This window comes from Streptomyces sp. NPDC054813, assembly GCF_053611365.1.
This window is the reverse complement of record NZ_JBSHAF010000020.1, coordinates 60916-85483: the sequence shown is the minus strand read 5'-3', so window position 1 is coordinate 85483 and position 24568 is coordinate 60916. Positions and strand designations below refer to the sequence as shown.

Genomic DNA, 24568 nt, shown 5'->3' with positions numbered 1-24568 from the left:
TGTGACCGCAGAAGGCCGCCGTATGTGACGGGCCAGTACGGTCTACCCTGCGCCGGTTTCGGCCACAAGCGCCTGGCGCGTTCTTTCACTCCACTTTCGACGAACGTGCGCCCCTCGGTCAGCCGCGCCGTGAGGTGAGCTCGAACCAGACGGTCTTGCCGGCGGTCGTACGGCTGGTGCCCCACTCCCGGGCCAGTGTGCTCACCACCCGCAGTCCGCGTCCGGCCCCGGCGCCGGGTTCCACGCTGAGCAGGGTCGGCAGGGTGTGGTCGTCGTCATCGACCTCGCACAGCAGGGTCTCGCCGCGGATCAGCCGGAGCTGGACCGGACGGCTGTGCGAGTGCCGGATGGCGTTGGTGACGATCTCGCTGACCATCAGTTCGGCGGGGTCGGCGAGCCGGGCCAGGCCCCAGCCGTGGAGTTGTTCGCGGACGGCGGCGCGGGCCCGGCGGACCTCGGCCGGGTCGAGGGCGAGCCGCCATTCGGCGACGTCGTCCGGCTCGATGCCGTTGAGGCGGGCCATCAGCAGGGCGACGTCGTCCTTGCGGTCGCCGTGACCCGCTTTTGAGAATGTCGCGGCGAGGGCACGGATGATGGTGTCGCAGGCGTCGTCCATGGAGGCGGCCGGGTGGGCGGCGGACTCGCAGAGGGTGGCGAGGCCGACACCGATGTCCTCGCCGCGCATCTCGACGAGTCCGTCGGTGCACATCACCAGCCGGTCGCCGGGGTCCACGCGCACCCGAAGCGACTCGAAGGCGACCCCGCCGACGCCGATGGGCGCCCCGGTGGGCAGGTCGAGGAGTTCGCTGCGGCCGTCGACGGCACGGACCAGCACGGGCGGGATGTGGCCCGCGTTGGCGAGGTGGAGTTCGCTCTCGATCGGGTCGTAGACGGCGTAGAGGCAGGTGGCGAGGTAGCCGTCGCCGAGGCGCTGGGCCAGGTCGTCGAGGTTGCGCAGGAGTTGGGCGGGCGGCAGGTCCAGGGCCGCCATGGTCTGCACGGCCGTCCGCAACTGGCCCATCATCGCGGCCGAGTTGAGGCCGTGGCCCATGACGTCGCCGACGACCAGGGCGGTGCGGGCGCCGGGGAGTTTCACCGAGTCGAACCAGTCGCCGCCGATGCGTCCGAGCAGGGTGCCCGGCAGATAGCGGGTGGCGATGTCACAGCCCCCCATGCGCGGCGGTATGTGCGGCAGCATGCTGTCCTGGAGGGTCTCGGCGACGCTCTCCTGGAAGGTGTACATGCGCGCGTTGTCGAGCACGAGGCCCGCGCGGGCGGCGAGTTCGGCGCCGGTGACCCGGTCCATGTCGTTGAACATCTCGCGCTCGGGGTGGCGCAGCAGGATCATGAAGCCGAGCACGACATTGCGGGCCTTGAGGGGGACGACCAGCATCGAGCGGCCGGTGATCAGGGGCCGGATGTCGCGCTTCTCGAACTGCGAGGCGATGGCGTGGCCCATCTCCACGCTGATGCGCGGCACCAGGACCGGCTCGCCGCTGGTCATGCACTGGAAGAACGGGGTGTGCGCGGGAAACGGCATGGCCTCGCCGACCGGGACGACGTCGTCCCAGCGGCCGGGTTCGTCGGTGTGCTCCAGGGCCACCCGGTGCCACATGGTGGTGGTGTCGGGCACGCCGTCCGGGAACCCCTCGCCGGCGACGACCTGTTCGCGCAGATAGGTGCCGGCGACATCGGTGAAGCGGGGTACGACGGCCCTGCTGACCTCGACGATGGTCCGGGACAGGTCGAGCGAGGTGCCGATCCTCCCGCTGACCTCGTTGAGGAATTCGAGGCGCTCGCGGACGGCCGCGTACTCCAGGTCCTCGCCCTCGTCGTCGGTGAGGTCGGCGGGCACCGGCAGGCCCTGGGCGGCCACCCGGGCGGCACGCTCCCGGCGCGCCTTGCGCTCGGTGCGCCGGGCGACGCCCCAGTCGGGGGTGACGGGGACCCGGTCGTTCTGGCTGAACTCCAGGATCGGATAGCCGAGTTCGAGGACCTGGGCGACGATCCGGGCGCTCTCGTCGACGCTCATGCTGGGCAGGACCTCGGGGAGCCTGCGGGCGAGTTCCTCGGCGCCGGGGAAGTCGGTGTGCAGGGCGAATCCGGGCGCGATGCGCTCGAAGGCTGCGTCCTCGGCACGTTCGGACCGGCGCAGCCGCTCGGCGTCGGCGGCCAGCACCAGCAGCCGCTCCTCGCCGGGACCGACCAGCGGATACGCCCACCACAGCACATCGACGCGGTCGCGGTCCGGCACGGTGAGCCGGGCGCGGCCCGCGGCGGGGAAGTTCATCCGTCCGTCGAGCGAGGACTCCAGGTCGGGGCCGAGTCCGTCGTAGGCCGCGTAGGCGCCGTACGGGGTGATCTCGTCGTATTCGGGGAGCGCCCCGGAGACCGGCAGCAGGTCCAGGACGGAGCGGCCGATCGCCTGTTCCCTGGCGGCGCCGAACAGCCGGCGCGCACCGGTGCTCCAGTGGGAGACCCGCCCGTCGCGGTCGACGACGACCACGGCCAGCGGGATACGGCCTGCCGCGCCCTCCCCGGCACCGAAGCCGGGAGGCGTGTCCCGCTCGCTGCCATGGTCCATGGCCCAGGCCCTCTCTCCCCACGGCTCCGCGAAAGATCTATGCCGCCCGCCACTACCGTACGGTGGCCGCCGGTCGCGATGTGTGGCAATTCTGGAATTGGTTTCACCGGAGCGCACCGGCGCGCAGGTCCGCGCCCTCGCGCCCGGCTCGGCCGGTCCTCGCGCCCCGTCCGCTCAGTCCTCGTGCCCCAGTTGGAGATCGCGTTCGGTGCGGCCGCCGCCCGCGACCTGGAGCACCGTGGCGACCGGCGGGTAACCGGCGGCGATGACGGTGTACTCGCCGGAGGAGAGGTCGACGAACCGGAACGTTCCGTCGGCGCCGGTGGTGAGGGTGTCCACGACGTTCCCGGCGGCGTCGAGGAGGGTCACGCGCGCGTCCTCGACGGGCCGCCCGCCCCCGGCCCGGACGGTGCCTTTCAGCACGGCGCCGCCCGCGAGTTCGACGTCCTGCCGGGTCTCCCGCGATGCCTGCACGGTGACCGGGAGGGCGGCCGGGCGGAAGGCGGGGGCACTGGCGGCGAGGGTGTACTCGCCGGCCACCAGCTCGGTGATGACATAGCCGCCCTCGCGTCCGCTGCGGGTGCTGGAGACGACCTCGCCCTGCACGTTGGTGAGCGTGACGGTGGCGTCGCGGACGGGCGTGCCGTCGGCGGTACGGACGGTGCCCGCGAGGCGTCCGGCGCCGCCGAGGACGACGTCGAGTTCGACGGGCCGCTCGCCGACGGTCACGGTGACCGCCTGCGGCTGGTGGCCGCCGGCGGCGGCGATCAGGACGTACGACCCGGAACCGGGCGTGGACAGGGCGTACCGTCCGTCATCGCCGCTGGCGCCCCGGCCGATCTGCCGGCCGATCGCGTCGATGAGGGTGAGTGCGGCGCGGGGCACCACGGTCCCGTCGGGGTGCTGCACGGTGCCGCAGACCGGGATCCCGGCAGCGGTGTACGGCCAGCGTGGCGAGGCGGAGGTCCCCCCGTCCGAAGGCTGCTGGCGCGCTTGCGGGATCGGGGTGTTCACGGGGACGGACTCGGTTTCGGCGGTGTGGTGGGACACCAGCGGTTTCTCCTTGAGGAAGCAGGCGATGAGCAGACCGAGCACGAGCATCGGGACCAGGTAGAGAAAGATCCTGGGCATCGCGTCGGCGTAGGCGCGGATGTAGGCGTCGCGCAGCGTCGCGGGCAGCGCGTGGACGAGCTGCGGGGTGAGGGACTCGGGGTCGGGCAGCCGGGCGCCGGCGTGGGCGGGGAGACGTTTGTGCAGGGCGTCGGTGAGCCGGTCGGCGAAGAGGGTGCCGAAGACGGCGGCGCCGACGCTGCCGCCGATCTGCCGGAAGTAGTTGTTGGCGCTGGTGGCGGTGCCGAGGTCGGCGGGCCGTACGGAGTTCTGCACGGCGAGGACGAGCACCGGCATCACCATGCCGATGCCGGCGCCGAGCACGGCCATCCAGATGCTGTACTGCCAGCGCGGGGTGTCGACTTCGAGCCGGGAAAGCAGCCACATGCCGACCACCGACAGCCCGCCGCCGAGCACCGGGTAGATCCGGTAGTGCCCGGTGTGGCTGATGAGCTGCCCGGAGACGATCGAGGCTCCGACGATCCCGCCCATCATCGGCAGCATCAGCAGCCCGGACTCGGTGGCCGAGGCGCCGTCGACCATCTGCAGGAAGGTCGGCAGGTAGCTGGCGGCGCCGAACAGCGCGACGCCGACGACCAGTCCGACGAGTCCGGTCACGTTGAAGACGGAGTCCCGGAACAGCCGCGGCGGGATGATGGGTTCGACCGCGTGGTGCTCGACGATCAGGAACAGCACGGTGGCGACCACGGCACCGGCGCCGAGCCCGAGGATGACACGCGAGCCCCACTCGTACTCCGTGCCACCCCAACTGGTCAGCAGAACGATGCAGGTGGAGGCGGCGGCCAGCAACAGGGCGCCCAGGACGTCGAAACGGGCCCGGGCCCGGGGCTTCGGCAGCTTCAGTACGGCCGTGACGACGGCCAGGGTGACCAGGCCGAAGGGCACGTTGACGTAGAAGCACCAGCGCCAGGAGAGGTGGTCGGTGAAGTAGCCGCCGAGCAGCGGCCCGGCGACGGAGGCGAGGCCGAAGGCGGCACCGATCAGGCCCATGAAGCGACCGCGCTGCCGGGGCGGCACGATGTCGGCGATGATCGCCTGGACACCGATCATCAGCCCGCCGGCGCCGACGCCCTGCACCGCGCGGTAGGCGATCAGCTGGTCCATGCTCTGCGCCCGTCCGGCCAGCGCGGAGCCGACGACGAAGACCAGGATCGCGAACTGGAAGACGCTCTTGCGGCCGATGAGGTCGCCGAGCTTGCCGTAGACCGGGAGGCCGATGGTGGAGGTGAGCAGGTAGGCGGTGATCGCCCAGGACATCCGGTCCAGGCCGTGCAGCTCGCCGACGATCCTCGGGAGCGCGGTGGCGACGATCATCTGGTCCAGGGCGGCCAGGAGCAGGGCGAGCATCAGCCCGCAGAACACCAACCGGGTGCGGCGCGGCCCGAGTTCGGAGGCCGGGGCGGGTTCGGGCACGGGGACGTCGGCAGGTGCCGCGGCCGGCTCCTCGTACTGCACCAGAGTCGTCCCCACGTACCGCTCCCCTCGTCGCGCCTGCGCACAGTTGCCGCCTTATGTCCCGTAGGGCGACAACTGTGGGCAAGCACGACGAGTTACGGCACGAGACCGGTCGGGCCGGAGATCCACTCGAACCGGTGAGGGGGTTCAACGCCCCCCGTTCATCCGGCGGTTACCTACCGCCGCGGGATCGGGACTACTTCTCCACCTCGGCGGCGAGCTTGTCGAGCACCTCGTCGTAGATCCGGCCGAGGCCCTTGGGGGCGAAGGTCTTCTCGAAGAAGCCGCCGATACCGCCGGCCCCCTGCCAGGCGGTGTGGACCACGACCCTGGAGCTGCCCTCGCCGGCCGGGGTGACGCGCCAGGTGGTGACCATGGAGGAGTTGCGGTCCTTCTCGACCAGCTCGCCGTCGGTGGGCTCGCTGACCTCCAGGAGGCAGTCGCGGACGCGCTTGCTGGTGGCCTGGAGCTTCCAGTGCACCAGGGTGCCCTCGCCGTCGCCGCCCTCGCGCACCTCGTACTCGCTGAAGTGCTGGGGCAGCAGCTTCGCACGCGTGCCGCTGTAGTCGGCGAGCGCGTCGAACACCGTCTCCGCGTCCGCCGCGACGACCCGCTCCGTAGTGGCCTCGACCTGCGCCATTGACTTCCTCCAGCACCTGAGTTCTCGGGGTTTGGGCAAGCCAACCACCCCGGCGCCCGGCCGCCCAAATCGGGGTGCCGGAAGCGGTCGGAAACGGTGTGCGCGCGGTCTCCACAGATCGTTCGCACGATCATGGGAACAGATGTTCTATTCTGGAGGCAGTGCTACCGAGGAGGCGTCATGCGCTGGGAGAACCTCACCGAGGAGGCCGAACACGGCCGGGCCGACACAGCGCTGTTCGGCGCGGACGCGGTGACGACCCGCACCTTCGACTCCCCCGAGTTCCGGGGGGTCACGTTCCACGAGGTGCGGGCACGGTCGATCATCAACCGGGTGCCGGGCGCCTCACGGATGCCGTTCGAATGGACGGTGAACCCGTACCGGGGCTGCACGCACGCGTGCGTGTACTGCTTCGCCCGCAAGACGCACAGCTACCTGGACCTCGACACCGGGATCGGCTTCGACACCCAGATCGTGGTCAAGGTGAACGCCCCCGATCTGCTCCGCCGCCAGCTGGGCTCACGGCGCTGGCTGGGCGACCACATCGCGATGGGCACCAACGTCGACTGCTACCAGCGCGCGGAGGGCCGCTACCGGCTGATGCCGGGGATCATCTCCGCCCTCGCCGACCACGCGAACCCCTTCTCGATCCTCACCAAGGGCACGCTGATCCTGCGCGACCTCGACCTGCTGCGACGCGCGGCCGAGGTCACGGACGTCGGTATCTCGGTCTCGGTCGGCTTCGTCGACCCCGAGCTGTGGCGCACCGTGGAGCCGGGCACCCCGGCCCCCGAGCGCCGCCTGGACGTGGTGCGGGCCCTCGCCGAGGCCGGCATCGGGTGCGGGGTCCTGATGGCGCCCGTGATCCCCTTCCTGGGCGACCACCCGGCCCAACTGCGGGCCACCGTGCGGGCGATCGCGGCGGCCGGGGCCACCTCCGTGACGCCCCTGGTGCTGCATCTGCGCCCCGGCGCCCGCGAGTGGTTCATGAGCTGGCTCGCGGCCCACCACCCGCACCTCGTCCGGCGCTACGAGCGGCTGTACGCGGAGGGCGCCTACGCGCCCAAGTGGTACCAGCGCCGGATCACCCGTCAGGTGCACGAGCTGGCCGAGGAGTACGGCATCGGGCCGAACCGCGCCGGCACCCCCCGCCGGATGCCGGTACCGACGGCGGAGGAGGAGCCCGCACTGCCGGAGCCGACGCAACTCACCCTGCTCTGAGAGCGTTCGCGACCGAGGCGTTCCCAGCCGGGAGCGTTCGAGGGCAACTCTCGGCCCAATTGGGTCAATAATCGTCAGATCAGGTTCTTCCGGGCGCTGTTCCCGGGACGATGCGGCGAGGACCGTGACCCGTGCGGTCCGCGCCACCTCCGTCCTGGGAGGACCTCATGCGAACACGCGCAGCCGTGCTGTGCGCCGCCGCCGCCGTCGTGGCCGGGTCGTTCACCGCCCTGCCCGCGAGCGCCACCGCCCGAACCGCCGTCCAGGCGCCCTCGGTGACCTGGAAGAAGTGCGGCACCACCGACTATCCGACGCTGCAGTGCGGCACCGTCAAGGCGCCTCTCGACCACCGGAACCCGGGCGGCAGGCAGGTCACGCTCGCCCTCTCCCGCGTCCCGCACACCGCCTCCACGTACCAGGGCCCGCTGCTGGTCAACCCCGGCGGCCCCGGCGGCAGCGGGCTGAGCCTCGCGGGCTTCGTCGCCTCCACGCTGCCGAAGAAGGTGGCGGCCCAGTACGACGTCATCGGCTTCGACCCGCGTGGCGTGGGCAAGAGCACTCCGGCGATCGACTGCGCGCCCGGCTACTTCGACCCGGTGCGCCCCGACTCGGTACCGGCCACGCCCGCCTTGGAACAGGCGAACCTCAAGCGCGTGCAGTCGTTCGCGGCGGCCTGCGGCAAGAAGTACGCCGACCTGCTGCCGTACCTCGACACGGTCAGCGCCGCACAGGACATGGACTCCATCCGCCAAGCCCTCGGCGCCGCCCGGATCAGCTACTTCGGCTACTCGTACGGCACCTACCTGGGCGCCGTCTACGCGAAGCTGCACCCGGAGCGGATCCACCGCCTGGTCCTCGACTCGATCGTGGACCCGGCGGGTGTCTGGTACGACGACAACCTCGGCCAGGACTACGCGTTCAACGACCGCCACCGCGCCCTGATGGCGTGGATCGCGAAGTACGACTCCACCTACAAGCTCGGCACCGACCCGAAGCAGGTCGAGGCCAGGTGGTACGCCATGCGGGCGGCGCTGGCGAAGAAGCCGGCGGGCGGCAAGGTGGGCGCCGCCGAGCTGGAGGACACCTTCATCCCGGGCGGCTACTACAACGGCTACTGGCCCTACCTGGCGGAGGCGTTCTCGGCCTACGTCAACGGCAAGAAGACGGCGGCGCTGGTCGAGGCGTACCAGAACTTCGCGGCCGTCGACACCTCGGGCCAGAACGGCTACAGCGTCTACGCGGCCGTCCAGTGCCGGGACACCTCCTGGCCGCGGGACTGGAACCAGTGGCGCAAGGACAACTGGGCGGCCTACGAGAAGGCACCGTTCATGGTCTGGAACAACGCCTGGTACAACGCGGCGTGCACCTCCTGGCCGACGTCCGCCCTGAAGCCGCCGAACATCGCCAACGGCAAGCTCCCGCCGACCCTTCTCTTCCAGGCCACGGACGACGCGGCCACGCCCTACCAGGGCGGCGTCACGGCCCACCGGCTGCTGGCCGGCTCCAGCCTGGTCGTCGAACAGGGCGGCGGCAACCACGGCATCACGCTGAGCGGCAACAGCTGCCTGGACGACTACCTCGCCGTCTACCTGACCGACGGCAGGGTCCCGCACGGCGACGGCACCGCCGACGCGGTCTGCCGGAAGACCCCGGACCCGAAGCCCCTGAGCACCAAGGCGGCGTCCACGTCGTCCCGCGGCTCGACCCTGCACGGGCTGCTGGGGTTCCGCGGCTGAACCGGTCCCGACCAACCGTCGGGGGCGTTGTCGGACCCATGGTCCACCATGGACGCATGACTGACCCGACCCGCATCACCGCCCCCGACGGCGTCGCCCCGGCCGCCCAGTACAGCCATGTGGTGGCGGCCACCGGCCGGTTCGTCGCCGTCTCCGGCCAGCTGCCGCTGGACGAGAACGGCAGGCTCGTCGGCGAGGGCGACCCGGCCGCCCAGGCCCGCCAGGTCTTCGAGAACCTGAGCCGCTGCCTGGCGGCGGCCGGCGCCGGCTTCGACGACGTCGTCAAGCTCACCTACTTCGTCACGGACATGGCCCATATGCCGGCCGTACGCGAAGCGCGCGCCGCCCACATACCCGACGACCGCCTCCCGGCGTCGTCCGCGATCCAGGTGGCCGCACTCGTCGCGCCCCAGTTCCTGATGGAGATCGAGGCCTTCGCGGTGGTGGCGGACTGAGCGAAACACCCGGCGGCCGGGCCCGTCCGCTTCCTAGGGTGCCGTCATGACCGACGACTCCCTCCGCATCCGACCGATGGCCCTCGACGACTGCGACCGGGTCTCGGAGATACGCGTCCGGGGCTGGCAGTACGCCTACCGGGGGCTCATGCCGCAGCCGTTCCTGGACGGACTCAGTGTCGAGCGGGACGCCGAGCGGCGACGGGCCCGGTTCCGGGACGGCGAGGACGGGGTGACGGACCTGGTCGCCGAGCGGGGCGGCGAGATAGTCGGCTGGGCGGCGCACGGACCGTACCGGGACGGGGAAGTACGCACCGGGGACGCCGAGTTGTACGCGATCTACCTCGACCCGGCCCACGTCGGCACCGGGGCCGGGCGGCGGCTGCTGGAGACGGTGCTCAAGCAGTGCGCCCGGTACGCGCGCGTGTACCTGTGGGTACTGAAGGGGAACGCGCGCGCCCGGCGGTTCTACGAGACGGCGGGCTTCCGGCCCGACGGCGCCGAGGAGCCGTACGAGGTCGACGGGGTGCCCGTGCCCGAGGTGCGGTACGTCAGGGACCGCGACCTCACCTCGGCCTAGGGATGTGGGACAGGGCCTGGACCGCGGCCTCGGCGAGGGTGGGGTGGGCCAGTGCCTCGCTCAGGACGCGGCGGGCGCGGGTGTCGCCCAGGGCGCCCAGGCCCTCCACACAGGCGAGGGCGACCTTGCGGTAGGGGTCGTGGGGGCGCAGCCGGCGCTCCAGGGTGGTGATGAGGGCCGGCACGGACTCCGGGGCGCGGAGTACGACCAGGAGACGGACCGGGTGCAGGGCGTAGGCGACCCGGAGTTCGTTGGTGGCGAGGGCGGCGGCCGCGCGGGCGGTGCGCGGGTCCTGGAGGCGGGCGAGGGCGTGCGCGGCGGAGGCGCAGCGGGGTGGGTCGCGGTGGTTCAGGAGGAGGACCAGGGTCTCGAAGGCGCGCCGGTCGCCGGCCGTCCCCAGGCGGTACGCCGCCAACTCCCTGGCCCACAGGGGCTGTCCGACGGCGGTGAGCACCTCTGCCAGCTCGTCGGGGTCCTCGGTCGCCAGAAGCCGGTCGTAGGCGGCCGTGCCCTGCGATTCCTGGCGCAGACGCTCCGTGAGCGATCGCAACTCTTCGTCCACGAAGCCCAGCGTAGAGGGGTTGCGGGAGCGGAGGGACGTACATCACAAAGTCGGGGGGCTGGCGCGCTCGTTACCCGCCGGTTAAGCTCAATCGAGCGAGTCACCCACTCGCACTCACGCTCATTCCGGTTTGGTGACGCAGCCGTGGTGAGCATCAGGTCGGTTCGGTACCTCGTACCGTACGTACGACTCGGCTCCGGGACAGGGCCGGTCGGGATCAGCCGCTCCCAGGCGTGTGCACGCCTGCGGCGACGGCACCGGGCGTGTGCGCCAGTAGCCCGGCAACACCCGCATTCACGCAGCTCATGCAGCTCTCTCCGCACCCGGTGCGCCCCTTCGGCGCACCCGGGGGCGTTTCCAGTCGTCACCCTCATTCCTGGAGTCCCGCGATGGCCACTCCCCAGTCCGACCCCTCCCTGTCCCCGCTCAGGACCGTCGCCGTGATCGGCCTCGGCACCATGGGCACCGGTATCACCGAGGTCCTCGCGAGGGCCGGCCGCGAGGTGATCGGCATCGACGTCAGCGAGGCCCAGGCCACCGGCTCCCTCGCCGCCCTGGAGGCCTCCACGGCCCGTGCCGTGACCCGCGGCAGACTGACCGAGCAGGAGCGCATCGACGTCCTCGCCCGGGTCCGCACCGGCACCGACCTGACGGCCGCGGCCGACGCCGACCTCGTCATCGAGGTGGTTCCGGAGTCGTACGACATCAAGCACCAGATCTTCCGCGAACTGGACGGCATCGTCCGCCCCGAGACCATCCTGGCCACCGGTACCAACGCGCTCTCCGTGACCCGGCTGGCCGCCGACTCGGCGCGTCCCGAGCGCGTCCTCGGCCTGCACTTCTTCAACCCGGCCCCGGCGATGAAGCTGGTCGAGGTCGTCTCCTCGGTGCTCACCGCCCCGAGCGCGGTCGCCGCGGTCACCGACCTCGCGCTGGAACTGGGCAAGGAACCGGTCGCGGTCGGCGACCGCCCCGGGTTCGTCGCGGACGGGCTGCTGTTCGGTTACCTCAACCAGGCCGCCGCGATGTACGAGGCGAAGTACGCCTCCCGTGAGGACATCGACGCGGCCATGCGGCTCGGCTGCGGCCTGCCGATGGGCCCGCTCGCCCTGCTCGACCTGATCGGCATCGACACCGCGCGGACGGTCCTGGAGGCCATGTACGCCGAGTCCCGCGACCGGCTGCACGCCCCGGCCCCCGTCCTCAAGCAGCTCAGCGAGGCGGGCCTGACCGGCCGCAAGTCCGGGCGCGGTTTCTACACCTACGAGGCCCCGGGCAGCGCCACGGTCGTCCGGGACGCGCTGACCCCGCTGGACGGCTCCGCCCTCACCCAGGGCCGCCCGGTCCGCTCGGTCGGGGTGGCCGGCTCCGGCACCATGGCCTCCGGCATCGCCGAGGTCTTCGCCAAGGCCGGCTACCAGGTCGTCCTGGCCGCCCGCAGCGAGGAGAAGGCGCAGGCCGCCAAGGCCCGCATCGGCAAGTCCCTGGACCGCTCGGTCGGCAAGGGGCGGATGACCGCCGAGGCCGCCGCACAGACCCTGGATCTGATCAGCGCCGCGGGTTCCTACGACGCCTTCGCCGACGTCGACCTGGCCGTCGAGGCGGTCGCCGAGGACCTGGAGATCAAGCAGCAGCTGTTCGCCACGCTGGACAAGGTCTGCAAGCCCGGCGCGGTCCTGGCCACCACGACCTCCTCGCTGCCGGTCGTGGCCTGCGCCCGGGCCACCTCGCGTCCGCAGGACGTGATCGGCATGCACTTCTTCAACCCGGCGCCGGCCATGAAGCTGGTCGAGGTCGTCCGTACCGTGCTGACCGGCGAGGACGTCCACGCGACCGTCCGCGAGGTCTGCGCGAACATCAGGAAGCACGCCGTCGACTGCGGTGACCGGGCCGGATTCATCGTGAACGCGCTGCTGTTCCCGTACCTCAACAACGCGATCAAGATGGTCGAGGAGCACTACGCCTCGCTGGACGACATCGACGCGGCGATGAAGCTCGGCGGCGGCTACCCGATGGGCCCGTTCGAGCTGCTGGACGTGGTCGGCCTGGACGTGTCGCTCGCGATCGAAAAGGTCCTGCACCGGGAGTTCCGCGATCCGGGGCTGGCGCCCGCGCCACTCCTCGAGCACCTGGTGGCCGCGGGCTGCCTCGGCCGCAAGACCGGCCGTGGCTTCCGCGAATATGCCCGCCGCTGAGGGCCTCGGCGACGGGTACCGGGACGAACGGGACTGGGGCGGGCTGCTCGACCCGGGCGGCGGTCCCCCGCCCGCCCGGCACAGCCCTCCCCCGCCCTTCACGGGCGGGGGAAACCCCGGTCACGCCCATCAAGCTGCGCACATGCAGTACGTTCGGGGCATGCCCCAGCCCGCCAGGTCCTCACGTACACCAGCCACGTCCGACGCGCCGGAAAGTGCCGCGGGCAGTCGCGCGGCCGCCCAGCGGCTCAAGATGCGCCGAGAACTGGCGGCCGCCGCGATGGAGCTGTTCGCGACCAAGGGGTACGAGGCGACCACCGTCGACGAGATCGCGGCCGCGGCCGGGGTTGCCCGCCGCACCTTCTTCCGCCACTTCCGCTCCAAGGAAGAGGCGATCTTCCCGGACCACGACGACACGCTGATCCGTGCGGAGGCCGTGCTCAACGCGGCCCCGGCGCACGAGCACCCGCTCGACACCGTGTGCCGCGGCATCAAGGAAGTCATGAAGATGTACGCGGCCCGGCCGGACATCTCGGTCGCCCGCTACAAGCTCACCCGCGAGGTACCCACCCTCCGCGAGGCCGAGATCGCCTCGGTGGCCCGCTACGAGCGTCTCTTCACCCGCTACCTCCTCGGCCACTTCGACGAGCACGCGCACGCGGACGACGCGAACGACGACCCGCTGCTGGCCGAGGTCGCCGCGTCGGCGGTGGTCACCGCCCACAACCACGTGCTGCGGCGCTGGCTGCGAGCCGGCGGGCAGGGGGATGTGGAGTCACAGCTGGACCACGCCTTCGCGATCGTGCGCAAGACGTTCGGGACGGGCATCGGAGCGGGCCGGGAGACCCCGCCCCGGTCCACCACGCCGGCCACCGTGGCCTCGCAGGGCGAGGTGCTGGTGACGGTGGCCAGGACGGACGCGCCGCTGGACGAGGTCATGCGCACGATCGAGCAGGCGCTCAAGGAGCGCTGAGCACCTATAGGGGTGCCGCGATGCGTCGTCTCGCGGGTGCGGCATCGTTGTGGCTGGTCGCGCCCACGCGGCGGAGCCGCAGATCGACACAGCCCCGCGCCCCTCTCGGGGCGCGTCAGTGCCTGCTCGGTGAGAATCCCGCCGCCGGTTCCGGGGAGTTCCCCGTCACCCGTTCGGCCCCGAGGGCCGGTTCCAGCTCCCGCACGCGATGGCACTGCGTGCCGGGTCACTGTTCGAACCGGGCGGCGGACCCGCTCTGACATCCGGACGACTTCCGCAAGTCCGGACACCTTACCCTACCGGCCAGTAGCTTTGATCGATCATCGCTCATTTGTTACGTAAAGATTTCATCTGAGAGCAAGTTCTGGCACTCAGTGCCTTGCCACCTGACACGCGGTGTCATACGTTGATGGGTGTCCGGCCTGTCCCGGCGAGCCCACCAGCCCGCCCGCCGGACGCCTGCGTCACAGGCAACCTCCCGCGCCACAAAGCGCTGCCGAAGCACCACCCACGCCGAACCGACGGCACCTTCCCAAAACCCTCAGCAGCACCGACGTAACCCTCAGCACCCCTTCCCTCAAGGGGCGCAGACCGCCGGAGGCAACACCGTGACCACTCAGGCCATTCTCGACGCGATCCAGTCGCCGGACTCGACGCCGGCCGACTTCGCCGCCCTGCCGCTGCCCGAGTCGTACCGCGCGATCACCGTGCACAAGGACGAGACGGAGATGTTCGCGGGCCTGGAGACCCGCGACAAGGACCCGCGCAAGTCCACCCACCTCGACGAGGTGGCCCTGCCCGAGCTGGGCCCGGGCGAGGCCCTGGTCGCCGTCATGGCATCGAGCGTCAACTACAACTCGGTCTGGACGTCGATCTTCGAGCCGCTGTCCACCTTCGGCTTCCTGGAGCGGTACGGCCGGCTCAGTGAGCTGACCAAGCGGCACGACCTGCCGTACCACATCATCGGCTCCGACCTCGCGGGCGTCGTCCTGCGCACCGGCCCGGGCGTCAACGCCTGGAAGCCCGGCGACGAGGTCGTCGCGCACTGCCTGAGCGTGGAGCTGGAGTCGTCCGACGGCCACAACGACACCATGCTCGACCCCGAGCAGCGCATCTGGGGCTTCGAGACCAACTTCGGCGGCCTCGCCGAGATCGCGCTGGTCAAGTCCAACCAGCTGATGCCGAAGCCGAACCACCTCAGCTGGGAGGAGGCCGCCGCCCCGGGTCTGGTCAACTCCACCGCCTACCGGCAGCTGGTCTCCCGCAACGGCGCCGGCATGAAGCAGGGCGACAACGTGCTCATCTGGGGCGCGAGCGGCGGACTCGGCTCCTACGCCACCCAGTTCGCGCTGGCCGGCGGGGCCAACCCGATCTGCGTGGTGAGCAGCCCCCAGAAGGCGGAGATCTGCCGGTCCATGGGCGCCGAGGCGATCATCGACCGCAACGCCGAGGACTACAAGTTCTGGAAGAACGAGCACGAGCAGGACCCGAAGGAGTGGAAGCGCTTCGGCAAGCGCATCCGTGAGCTGACCGGCGGCGAGGACGTCGACATCGTCTTCGAGCACCCGGGCCGCGAGACCTTCGGCGCCTCGGTCTACGTCACCCGCAAGGGCGGCACGATCGTCACCTGCGCCTCCACCTCGGGCTACAACCACGAGTACGACAACCGCTACCTGTGGATGTCCCTGAAGCGGATCATCGGCTCGCACTTCGCCAACTACCGCGAGGCCTGGGAGGCCAACCGGCTGATCGCGAAGGGCAAGATCCACCCCACGCTGTCGAAGGTCTACTCCCTGGAGGAGACCGGCCAGGCCGCCTACGACGTGCACCGCAACCTGCACCAGGGCAAGGTCGGCGTCCTGTGCCTGGCCCCCGAGGAGGGCCTGGGCGTGCGCGACGAGGAGATGCGCGCCAAGCACCTCGACGCCATCAACCGCTTCCGCAACGTCTGAGACACCCGAGGTCATAGATGACTGAGCGTCAGATCGCCGACGGCGGGCGGGCTTCCGTGCCGCAGGCGCCGAGGGAGAAGGACCGGCCGTGGCTCATGCGCACGTATGCCGGGCACTCCACGGCCGAGGCGTCCAACGAGCTGTACCGGCGCAACCTCGACAAGGGCCAGACCGGCCTGTCGGTGGCGTTCGACCTGCCGACGCAGACCGGCTACGACCCCGACCACATCCTCGCCCGCGGCGAGGTCGGCCGGGTGGGCGTACCCGTCTCGCACCTCGGTGACATGCGCCGGCTGTTCCAGGACATCCCCCTGGAGCAGATGAACACCTCAATGACGATCAACGCCACCGCCATGTGGCTGCTGGCGCTCTACCAGGTCGTCGCCGAGGAGCAGGGCGCCGACATCACCAAGCTCCAGGGCACGACCCAGAACGACATCGTCAAGGAGTACCTGTCCCGGGGGACGCACGTCTTCCCGCCGGGGCCGAGCCTCCGGCTGACGACGGACATGATCGCCTACACGGTCTCCCACATGCCGAAGTGGAACCCGATCAACATCTGCAGCTACCACCTGCAGGAGGCGGGCGCCACGCCGGTCCAGGAGATCGCGTACGCGATGTCCACGGCCGTCGCGGTCCTGGACGCCGTCCGTGACTCCGGCCAGGTGCCGCAGGAGCGGATGGGCGATGTGGTCGCGCGGATCTCCTTCTTCGTGAACGCGGGCGTCCGCTTCGTCGAGGAGATGTGCAAGATGCGCGCGTTCGGCCGCATCTGGGACAAGGTCACCCGTGAGCGGTACGGCATCGAGGACCCCAAGCAGCGCCGTTTCCGGTACGGCGTCCAGGTCAACTCGCTGGGTCTGACCGAGGCGCAGCCGGAGAACAACGTCCAGCGGATCGTCCTCGAGATGCTCGCCGTGACGCTCTCGAAGGACGCCCGCGCGCGTGCCGTCCAGCTGCCCGCGTGGAACGAGGCCCTCGGCCTGCCCCGGCCCTGGGACCAGCAGTGGTCGCTGCGTATCCAGCAGGTGCTCGCCCACGAGAGCGACCTGCTGGAGTACGAGGACATCTTCGAGGGCTCGCACGTCATCGAGGCGAAGGTCGCCCAGCTGGTCGAGGACTCGCTGGCCGAGATCGACCGGATCCAGGAGATGGGCGGCGCGATGGCCGCCGTCGAGTCCGGCTATCTGAAGTCGCAGCTGGTCGCCTCGCACGCGGAGCGCCGGGGCCGGATCGAGTCCGGGCGGGAGAAGATCGTCGGCGTCAACATCTTCGAGACGACCGAGCCCAACCCGCTCACGGCCGACCTGGACACCGCGATCCAGACGGTCGACCCGGCGGTCGAGGCCCGGGTGGTGGAAGCGATCGGCCGCTGGCGCGACACGCGGTACCAGCCGCCGTTCAACCACCCGCGCCCCTGCAAGGCGCTGGAGCGGCTGAAGGAGGCCGCCAAGGGCACCGGCAACCTCATGGAGGCCACCCTGGAGTGCGCCCGCGCCGGGGTCACGACCGGCGAGTGGGCGGGCGCGCTGCGGGAGGTGTTCGGCGAGTTCCGGGCACCCACCGGGGTCTCGTCCGCTCCCGTCGCGGTCCCCGTCGAGGCGGGCTCGGCGCTGGCCGAGGTGCGGGCGAAGGTGGATGCCACCGCCCGCGACCTGGGCAGCGGCAAGCTGAGGTTCCTGGTGGGCAAGCCGGGTCTTGACGGGCACTCCAACGGCGCCGAGCAGATCGCCGTGCGCGCCCGGGACGCCGGCTTCGAAGTGGTGTACCAGGGCATCCGGCTGACACCCGAGCAGATCGTGGACGCGGCCCTCGCCGAGGACGTGCACGCGGTGGGCCTGTCGATCCTGTCCGGATCACACGCCCAGCTGGTCCCGGACGTCCTGGAACGACTCCGTGTGGCCGGTGCCACAGATATACCCGTCATCGCCGGTGGCATCATCCCGAATGGTGACGCCGAGCAGCTCAGGGAAGCCGGAGTGGCCGCGGTCTTCACCCCGAAGGACTTCGACATCACCGGAATCATCGGCCGCATCGTCGACGAGATCCGGAAAGCGAACAAGCTCGACCCCCTGGAGGTCCCCGCATGACCACGCCCGTCAACCGGCTCCGCCCGCGGCGCTCCTGCCTGGCCGTGCCCGGCTCGAACCCCCGCTTCCTGGAGAAGGCCCAGGGTCTCCCGGCGGACCAGGTCTTCCTGGACCTGGAGGACGCGTGCGCGCCGCTCGCCAAGCCCGAGGCGCGGCACACCATCGTGAAGTTCCTCAACGAGGGTGACTGGACGGGCAAGACGCGGGTGGTACGCGTCAACGACTGGACGACCGAGTGGACGTACCGCGATGTCGTCACGGTCGTCGAGGGCGCCGGCCAGAACCTCGACTGCATCATGCTGCCGAAGGTGCAGACGGCCCAGCAGGTCGTCGCGCTGGACCTGCTCCTCACCCAGATCGAGAAGACCATGGGCTTCGAGGTCGGCAAGATCGGCATCGAGGCGCAGATCGAGAACGCGCAGGGCCTCAACAACGTCAACGAGATCGCCACCGCGTCCCAGCGTGTCGAGACCATCATCTTCGGCCCGGCCGACTTCATGGCGTCCATCAACATGAAGTCACTGGTCGTGGGCGAGCAGCCGCCCGGCTACCCGGCGGACGCCTACCACTACATCCTGATGAAGATCCTGATGGCCGCCCGCGCCAACAACCTCCAGGCGATCGACGGCCCCTACCTCCAGATCCGCAACATCGACGGCTACCGCGAGGTCGCGCAGCGCGCCGCGGCCCTCGGTTTCGACGGCAAGTGGGTGCTGCACCCGGGCCAGGTCGAGGCGTCCAACGAGATCTTCTCGCCGTCCCAGGAGGACTACGACCACGCCGAGCTGATCCTGGACGCGTACGACTACTACACGTCCGAGGCGGGCGGCAAGAAGGGCTCCGCGATGCTCGGCGACGAGATGATCGACGAGGCCAGCCGCAAGATGGCCCTGGTCATCTCCGGCAAGGGCCGGGCCGCGGGCATGCAGCGCACGTCGAAGTTCGAGATCCCGGAGGCCTGAGCGCGATGCAGTTCGGACGCACGTACGAGGAGTTCGAGGTCGGGGCGACGTACAAGCACTGGCCCGGAAAAACGGTCACCGAGTACGACGACCACCTGTTCTGTCTCCTCACCATGAACCACCACCCGCTCCACATGGACACGAACTACGCCGAGAAGACGACGGACTTCGGCAAGAACGTGGTGGTCGGGAACTACATCTACTCGCTGCTGCTGGGCATGTCCGTGCCGGACATCTCGGGCAAGGCGATCGCCAACCTGGAGATCGAGTCGCTCAAGCACGTGGCGCCGACCTTCCACGGCGACACGATCTACGGCCAGACGACCGTGCTCGACAAGTGGCCCTCCAAGTCGAAGAACGACCGCGGCATCGTCTACGTCGAGACCAAGGGCTACAAGCAGGACGGCACGCTGGTGTGCATCTTCCGCCGCAAGGTGATGGTGCCGACCGAGACGTACATCAAGGAGCGCGGCGGCGAGCAGCCGGGCCGCCCGGAGCTCAGGGAGCAGGAGAAGTAGCCATGGCCCGTCTCGCCCAGACCGCCGGTCTGACCGACGTCCAGCAGGAGATCCTCTCCACCGTCCGCGACTTCGTGGACAAGGAGATCATCCCGGTCGCCACCGAGCTGGAGCACCGCGACGAGTACCCGCAGCAGATCGTCGACGGCCTCAAGGAGCTCGGCCTGTTCGGCCTGATGATCCCCGAGGAGTACGGCGGCCTGGGCGAGTCCCTCCTGACGTACGCGCTGTGCGTCGAGGAGATCGCCCGGGGCTGGATGTCCGTCTCCGGGATCATCAACACGCACTTCATCGTGGCGTACATGCTCAAGCAGCACGGCACGCAGGAGCAGAAGGACCACTTCCTGCCGCGCATGGCGGCCGGCGACATCCGGGGCGCGTTCTCGATGTCGGAGCCGGGCCTGGGCTCGGACGTGTCGGCGATCACCTCGAAGGCGGTGAAGGACGGCGACGAGTACGTCCTGAACGGCCAGAAGATGTGGCTGACGAACGGCGGCACCTCGTCCCTCGTGGCCGTACTCGTCCGAAGTGACGAAGGCCACCCGGAGGGCACCGCGCCCCACAAGTCGATGTCGACCTTCCTGATCGAGAAGGAGCCCGGCTTCGGAGAGGTCCGCCCCGGCCTCACCATCCCGGGCAAGATCGACAAGATGGGCTACAAGGGCGTCGACACCACCGAGATGATCATGGACGGGCTCCGGATTCCCGCCAATCGGGTGCTCGGCGGGGTCACCGGCCGAGGTTTTTACCAAATGATGGACGGAGTCGAGGTCGGCCGCGTCAACGTGGCGGCGCGTGGCTGCGGTGTCGCGCAGCGTGCGTTCGAACTGGGTGTCCGTTACGCCCAGCAGCGTCACACTTTCGGCAAGCCGATCGCCCAGCACCAGGCCATCCAGTTCAAGCTCGCGGAGATGGCCACCAAGGTCGAGGCCGCACATGCCATGATGGTCAACGCCGCACGCAAAAAGGACTCCGGGGAACGAAACGACCTTGAGGCCGGGATGGCGAAGTACCTCGCCTCCGAGTACTGCAAGGAGGTCGTGGAGGACGCCTTCCGGATCCACGGCGGCTACGGATTCTCCAAGGAGTACGAGATCGAACGTCTCTACCGTGAGGCGCCGATGTTGCTGATCGGCGAGGGTACCGCCGAGATCCAGAAAATGATCATCGGGCGAAGGTTGCTCGAAGAGTATCGATTCCAGGGCTGATTGTCCGGGTACGGGGTGTTTTCTTCGAGAAGAAGATCACACCCCGTCAGCGGTCTTCGGCCGCCGACTCGGCTTCCTGGCTTGCCCAGTTGTAGCCCACGACCGGTACCATCCCGGAAAGCCGCCGTCCCCATTTCCCGCGCGGCATCATCCGCTACGAAGGTCATCCATGCCCCACAGCCAAACCTCTGCACATCGAGACAGCCTGGCCGGCGTACGCCTCGCGCGCGGAGCATCGCCGTGGCTTCTCCCGACCGTCGCCACCGCAGCCGTCAGCCTCCTGCGCGCCCGTCGCTCCGGCGCCGCGAAGGCCGTCGCCGTGCCCGCCACCGCGCTCGCCGCGGGCATGCTGTGGTTCTTCCGCGACCCCGAGCGTGAGATCGCCCAGGGCCGTGTCATCTCCCCCGCCGACGGTGTGGTGCAGAGCATCATGCCGTGGAAGGACGGCCGCACCCGCGTCGCGATCTTCATGAGCCCGCTCAACGTCCACGTCAACCGGGCGCCGCTGTCCGGCACCGTGACGTCGGTGGAGCACATCCCCGGTGGCTTCGTTCCCGCCTTCAACAAGGAGAGCGAGAACAACGAGCGCGTAGTCTGGCATTTCGACACCGAACTCGGCGACATCGAGATGATCCAGATCGCCGGCGCGGTGGCCCGTCGCATCGTGCCCTACGTCCCGCAGGGCACGAAGGTCGAGCAGGGCGACCGCATCGGTCTGATCCGCTTCGGCTCGCGCGTCGACATCTACCTGCCCGAGGGCGTGGAGGTCGCGGTCGAGGTCGGGCAGAAGACCGTGGCTGGGGTGACTCGCATTGACCGTGATTGATCCGGAGACCCAGGCGGGCTGGGTGCCCGAGGCCGACGAGGCCGGCGACGACGAGGAGGAGATGCCGCTCTCTCTCCGCCTCTCGATAGCGGACACCCTCACGCTGGGCAACGCCACGTGCGGCTTCATGGCGGTGTACTTCACCACCACCGGCATCCTGATCCCGCACCTCACCGGGGACGACCAGTCGGCGGGCATGGCTCGGCACAGTGCCGCCACCGCGGTCATCCTCATGCTCTGCGCGGCGGTCTTCGACCTGTTCGACGGCCTTGTGGCGCGCAAGCTGCGCTCCTCCCCCATGGGCGCCGAGCTGGACAACCTCTCGGACCTGGTCAGCTTCGGCCTGGCCCCCGCGTACTTCGTGCTCGTCTACGGCATGGTGGCCGACGACGCGTACCAGAAGGTGGCCGCGGTCGGAGCGGTGGTCGTGCTGCTGGCGGTGGTGCTGCGGCTGGCCCGCTTCAGCTGCGTGACCCCGCCGAACGGCATGTTCCAGGGCATGCCGTCGCCGTTCGGTGCGCTCACGGTCGTCTCGATCGTGCTCCTGGAGCTGCCCTTCTTCGCGACGCTCCTTGCGATCCTCGGTACGGCCTGGCTGATGGTGAGCCGGGTCGAGTACCCGAAGCCGCGCGGGCGTCTCGCCGGGGCGATGCTGGCCTGGATCGTCCTCTCGATGGGGCTCCTGGCGGCCTGGGCCTTCGACGCCCCCGGCGGCCAGCTCCTGCTCCAGACCGGCTGTGCGCTGCAGCTGGTGATGGGCGCGGTGATCCCCCTGTTCGCCACGGCCCGCCGGGTGAACAACATCCGCGACAACAGGCGCGAGGCGCGGGCGGCACAGCTGCCCTGAACCTCGTCGCACCGCTGACGGGTGTGGCCCGAGTCCTTCGAGGCTCGGGCCACACCCGTTTCGCGTTCAAGGGCGTACAGCGTTGGCCTTTGACGGGTCAACCACCCCTGACCGAGGCCGAGTTGCGCAGGGCGAGACAGGGGAGGACGGTGGAAATAGGGCTGAATTTTACGGGGATTTCCCCCTATTCGGGGATGGGGATTACTCCCCTCTTACGGATCGGAGGACAACCATGGCTGCACCCACGCCCAAGGACTACTCGGTCCCGCACGTGTCGAAGCTTCCGGCCAACGAGGGCGACACCGTGAACCTCTTCGTCCGGGAGTACGACGGCACCAAGGGCAACCAGCCGCACGAGGTGGTGCTGATGCTCCACGGCCGGAGCGTGCCGGTTCTCGCCGGGTACGACCTCACGGTTCCCGGGTCCACCATCGACTACAACTGGGCACAGGACCTGGCCAAACACCACTACGACGTCTTCCTGATGGACCTGCAGGGCAACGGACGGTCGCCCCGCCCGAAGATGGACGAGCCCCGCAACGCCAACCCCACGCAGCGCAGCGTCCTGTCGCCCAATCCGCTGTCGCCCCCGTACACCGGCCCGCCTCTGTACCCGCACCAGCTGGGCAACACGGAGAGCGAATGCGCGGAGCTGGCCACCGTGGTCGACTTCATCAGGTCGCTGCCCGGCAGGGACAAGCCCATGGACTTCATCGGCTGGTCCGCCGCGGCACCGTCCATGGGTCCGTACACCCTGCAGCACCCCGAGGACGTCAAGAGCCTGTTCCTGCTCGCCCCCGTCTTCCCGCCTGCAGGGCGGTGGTCGGGCGACCCCGCGGACCCCTTCGCCATTCCGGCGGGCACCTCGCTGCCGGTCTCCGAACCGCCCACCCTGTACGGCTTCCCCATGTTCGTCAGCGACAAGAAGGGCTTCGTGGACGCATGGACCCGCGAGCAGGGCGACCCACCCCAACGGGAGCCCGGCATGGAGGACAAGGCGTGGGCCGCCATGATGGCGAACGACCCCGTGGGCAGCACATGGGGCCGGGAGCTGTCACCCGGCGTGTACGAGGGCATCCACCGGTTCCGGAACTCCTACTTCTGGGGCTGGACCAACGAGACGGTGCCCTACCAGGACGCGCTGGGCAACTACGTCCTCGGTGACCGGGTTCCCGTCGCCATCGTCTACGGAGAGCTGGACAAGACGGCCAACACCGCGCCGAACGTCCCCGTTCCCCCGCCGCTGCGCTTCTCCGTGCCGGCTCTCTACAAGGCCATCGGCGGGCCCGAGAAGCTGATGTTCGAGCTGGAGGGTGCGGGACACTCCGTGGTCTGGGAGCGCCCCGCCGAGATCGTGCACGACATCGCGTTCCAGTGGCTCCACAACAAGCACAAGGTGTGGGACCTCACGAGTGGCAGTTACTACCGTGACTCGACGGGCGTCCTGACGCCGATCTAGGCCGCCCTCAGCAGAGAAAGTCCCGCGCGATCTGCTCGGCGACCCGCTCCAGGATCGGCCCCGCGTCGGCGATGCACTTCACCACGTCCGGCTCGACCCCGGTCAGCGGGTAGGCGCGGCGGAACCCGGCCCGCCCCAGCTCCGCCGGCGGCAGCGCCAGGCGCCCGCACACCGCCACGACCTCCTTGCCGGCGGCACGCGCGGCCGCGGCCACCCCCGCCGGCGCCTTCCCGTGCAGCGTCTGCTCGTCCAGCGAGCCCTCGCCGGTGATGACCAGCGACGCCCGCTCCACGGCGGGCGCGAAGCCGAGGACGTCGAGCATGACCTCGATGCCGGGGCGGAAGCGGGCGCCGAGCAGCAGCGCGCCGTATCCGATGCCACCGGCGGCCCCGGCGCCCGGCGCCACGGCGTACTCCGCCGCGCGCGGGCCGACCTCGGTCTCCAGGACCTTCGTGAAGTGGGCGAGAGCGGCGTCCAGGACCTCCACGTCGTCCGGCGATGCGCCCTTCTGCGGGCCGTACACGGCCGGTGCGCCCTTGGGGCCGGTCAGCGGGTTGTCGACGTCGCTGGCGAGAACCAGGTCTACCGAGGACAGGCGCGGATCCAGGCCGGACAGGTCCGCGCGGGCCACATCGGCGAGGCCGCCGCCGCCCGGCGGTACCGGTTCGCCGTCCTCGTCCAGGAACCGCGCCCCGAGCGCCGACAGCATGCCGGCGCCACCGTCGGTCGTAGCGCTGCCTCCGACACCGAAGACGATCGTGCGGGCGCCCGCGTCCAGGGCGGCCCGCAGCAGCTCTCCCGAGCCGTACGTGGAGGCCGTCAGGGGCGCGAAGACACCGGCCGGCAGCCGTTGCAGTCCGCTCGCCTCGGCCATCTCCACCACCGCGGTGTCGCCGCGCAGCGCGAACGCGGCGCCGACCTCCTGCCCCAGCGGCCCGGCGACCAGTCTTTCGTGGCGTTCGAAACCGGCGGCGACCGCCGCGGCCACCGTGCCGTCCCCGCCGTCCGCGACGGGCAGCGCCGCCACCTCCAGGCCGGGCACGACCCGCCGGAGCCCCGCAGTGACCCGCTCGGCGACCTCCACGGCCGTCAGCGAGCCCTTGAACTTGTCCGCGGCGATGAGCACGCGCTGTGTCACCTGTATCCCCTTGCTCTCCGGGCCTCGCGCATGTCA

Annotated in this window: 19 protein-coding genes; 14 read left to right on the top strand and 5 right to left on the bottom strand. The window is 70.3% G+C overall.

Going from position 1 to position 24568, the window contains the following annotated elements; translation table 11 throughout:
• Window positions 1-118 precede the first annotated feature (118 nt).
• The 3 genes from ACWGJB_RS33855 to ACWGJB_RS33845 form a co-directional block, all read right to left on the bottom strand.
• On the bottom strand, window positions 119-2584 hold the full coding sequence (locus ACWGJB_RS33855; RefSeq protein WP_453383867.1) for an ATP-binding SpoIIE family protein phosphatase: 2466 nt from the start codon (window positions 2582-2584) through the stop codon (window positions 119-121).
• Window positions 2585-2758: 174 nt separating this feature from the next.
• Window positions 2759-5185: an MFS transporter gene (locus tag ACWGJB_RS33850; RefSeq protein WP_453383866.1), complete on the bottom strand. Its 2427-nt coding sequence runs from the start codon at window positions 5183-5185 to the stop codon at window positions 2759-2761.
• Between the two features lie 181 nt (window positions 5186-5366).
• On the bottom strand, window positions 5367-5810 hold the full coding sequence (locus ACWGJB_RS33845; RefSeq protein WP_453383865.1) for an SRPBCC family protein: 444 nt from the start codon (window positions 5808-5810) through the stop codon (window positions 5367-5369).
• Window positions 5811-5990: 180 nt separating this feature from the next.
• Between ACWGJB_RS33845 and ACWGJB_RS33840 the strand changes: the two genes are divergently transcribed.
• The 4 genes from ACWGJB_RS33840 (at window position 5991) to ACWGJB_RS33825 (ending at window position 9802) form a co-directional block, all read left to right on the top strand.
• On the top strand, window positions 5991-7031 hold the full coding sequence (locus ACWGJB_RS33840) for an Rv2578c family radical SAM protein (RefSeq protein ID WP_453383864.1): 1041 nt from the start codon (window positions 5991-5993) through the stop codon (window positions 7029-7031).
• Window positions 7032-7198: 167 nt separating this feature from the next.
• The gene (locus tag ACWGJB_RS33835) at window positions 7199-8767 is read left to right on the top strand and encodes an alpha/beta hydrolase (RefSeq protein WP_453383863.1); all 1569 of its coding nucleotides are present in this window, start codon (window positions 7199-7201) and stop codon (window positions 8765-8767) included.
• 56 nt (window positions 8768-8823) lie between these two features.
• Entirely contained in the window at window positions 8824-9222 is a 399-nt protein-coding gene (locus ACWGJB_RS33830) for a RidA family protein (RefSeq protein WP_453383862.1), read from the top strand.
• 46 nt (window positions 9223-9268) lie between these two features.
• Entirely contained in the window at window positions 9269-9802 is a 534-nt protein-coding gene (locus ACWGJB_RS33825; protein ID WP_453383861.1) for an N-acetyltransferase family protein, read from the top strand.
• Here the strand turns inward: ACWGJB_RS33825 and ACWGJB_RS33820 are convergent.
• On the bottom strand, window positions 9789-10364 hold the full coding sequence (locus tag ACWGJB_RS33820; protein ID WP_453383860.1) for an adenylosuccinate lyase: 576 nt from the start codon (window positions 10362-10364) through the stop codon (window positions 9789-9791). The two genes, ACWGJB_RS33825 and ACWGJB_RS33820, sit on opposite strands and share 14 nt — an antisense overlap.
• 389 nt (window positions 10365-10753) lie before the next feature.
• On the opposite strand from ACWGJB_RS33820, the gene ACWGJB_RS33815 reads away from it, so the two are divergent.
• From ACWGJB_RS33815 to ACWGJB_RS33770, 10 genes are all read left to right on the top strand, one after another.
• Window positions 10754-12559, top strand: coding sequence for a 3-hydroxyacyl-CoA dehydrogenase family protein (locus ACWGJB_RS33815; protein WP_453383859.1), 1806 nt, complete (start codon window positions 10754-10756; stop codon window positions 12557-12559).
• A 142-nt stretch (window positions 12560-12701) separates the two neighbouring features.
• Window positions 12702-13532 (top strand): TetR family transcriptional regulator, encoded by an 831-nt coding sequence (locus ACWGJB_RS33810; protein WP_453383858.1) that lies wholly within the window; start codon window positions 12702-12704, stop codon window positions 13530-13532.
• A 608-nt stretch (window positions 13533-14140) separates the two neighbouring features.
• A complete protein-coding gene (gene ccrA, locus ACWGJB_RS33805; RefSeq protein WP_453383857.1) occupies window positions 14141-15484 on the top strand; it encodes a crotonyl-CoA carboxylase/reductase in 1344 nt (447 codons plus the stop codon).
• 17 nt (window positions 15485-15501) lie between these two features.
• Entirely contained in the window at window positions 15502-17574 is a 2073-nt protein-coding gene (locus ACWGJB_RS33800; RefSeq protein WP_453383856.1) for a protein meaA, read from the top strand.
• Window positions 17571-18536, top strand: a complete 966-nt coding sequence (locus ACWGJB_RS33795; protein ID WP_099932428.1) for an HpcH/HpaI aldolase/citrate lyase family protein — start codon at window positions 17571-17573, stop codon at window positions 18534-18536. Before ACWGJB_RS33800 ends, ACWGJB_RS33795 begins: the two co-directional genes overlap by 4 nt.
• Before the next feature lie 5 nt (window positions 18537-18541).
• Window positions 18542-19054, top strand: coding sequence for a MaoC family dehydratase (locus ACWGJB_RS33790; RefSeq protein WP_360474917.1), 513 nt, complete (start codon window positions 18542-18544; stop codon window positions 19052-19054).
• 2 nt (window positions 19055-19056) lie between these two features.
• Window positions 19057-20262 (top strand): acyl-CoA dehydrogenase family protein, encoded by a 1206-nt coding sequence (locus ACWGJB_RS33785; RefSeq protein WP_453383855.1) that lies wholly within the window; start codon window positions 19057-19059, stop codon window positions 20260-20262.
• Window positions 20263-20431: 169 nt separating this feature from the next.
• Complete coding sequence (locus tag ACWGJB_RS33780; RefSeq protein ID WP_365684803.1) at window positions 20432-21088, top strand: phosphatidylserine decarboxylase; 657 nt, start codon at window positions 20432-20434, stop codon at window positions 21086-21088.
• Window positions 21089-21110: 22 nt separating this feature from the next.
• Window positions 21111-21935: a CDP-diacylglycerol--serine O-phosphatidyltransferase gene (pssA, locus tag ACWGJB_RS33775; RefSeq protein ID WP_453383960.1), complete on the top strand. Its 825-nt coding sequence runs from the start codon at window positions 21111-21113 to the stop codon at window positions 21933-21935.
• Window positions 21936-22167: 232 nt separating this feature from the next.
• Window positions 22168-23394 (top strand): alpha/beta fold hydrolase, encoded by a 1227-nt coding sequence (locus tag ACWGJB_RS33770; RefSeq protein ID WP_453383854.1) that lies wholly within the window; start codon window positions 22168-22170, stop codon window positions 23392-23394.
• A 7-nt stretch (window positions 23395-23401) separates the two neighbouring features.
• Here the strand turns inward: ACWGJB_RS33770 and ACWGJB_RS33765 are convergent, their stop codons facing one another.
• The gene (locus ACWGJB_RS33765; protein ID WP_453383959.1) at window positions 23402-24520 is read right to left on the bottom strand and encodes a glycerate kinase; all 1119 of its coding nucleotides are present in this window, start codon (window positions 24518-24520) and stop codon (window positions 23402-23404) included.
• Between the last annotated feature and the right edge of the window lie 48 nt (window positions 24521-24568).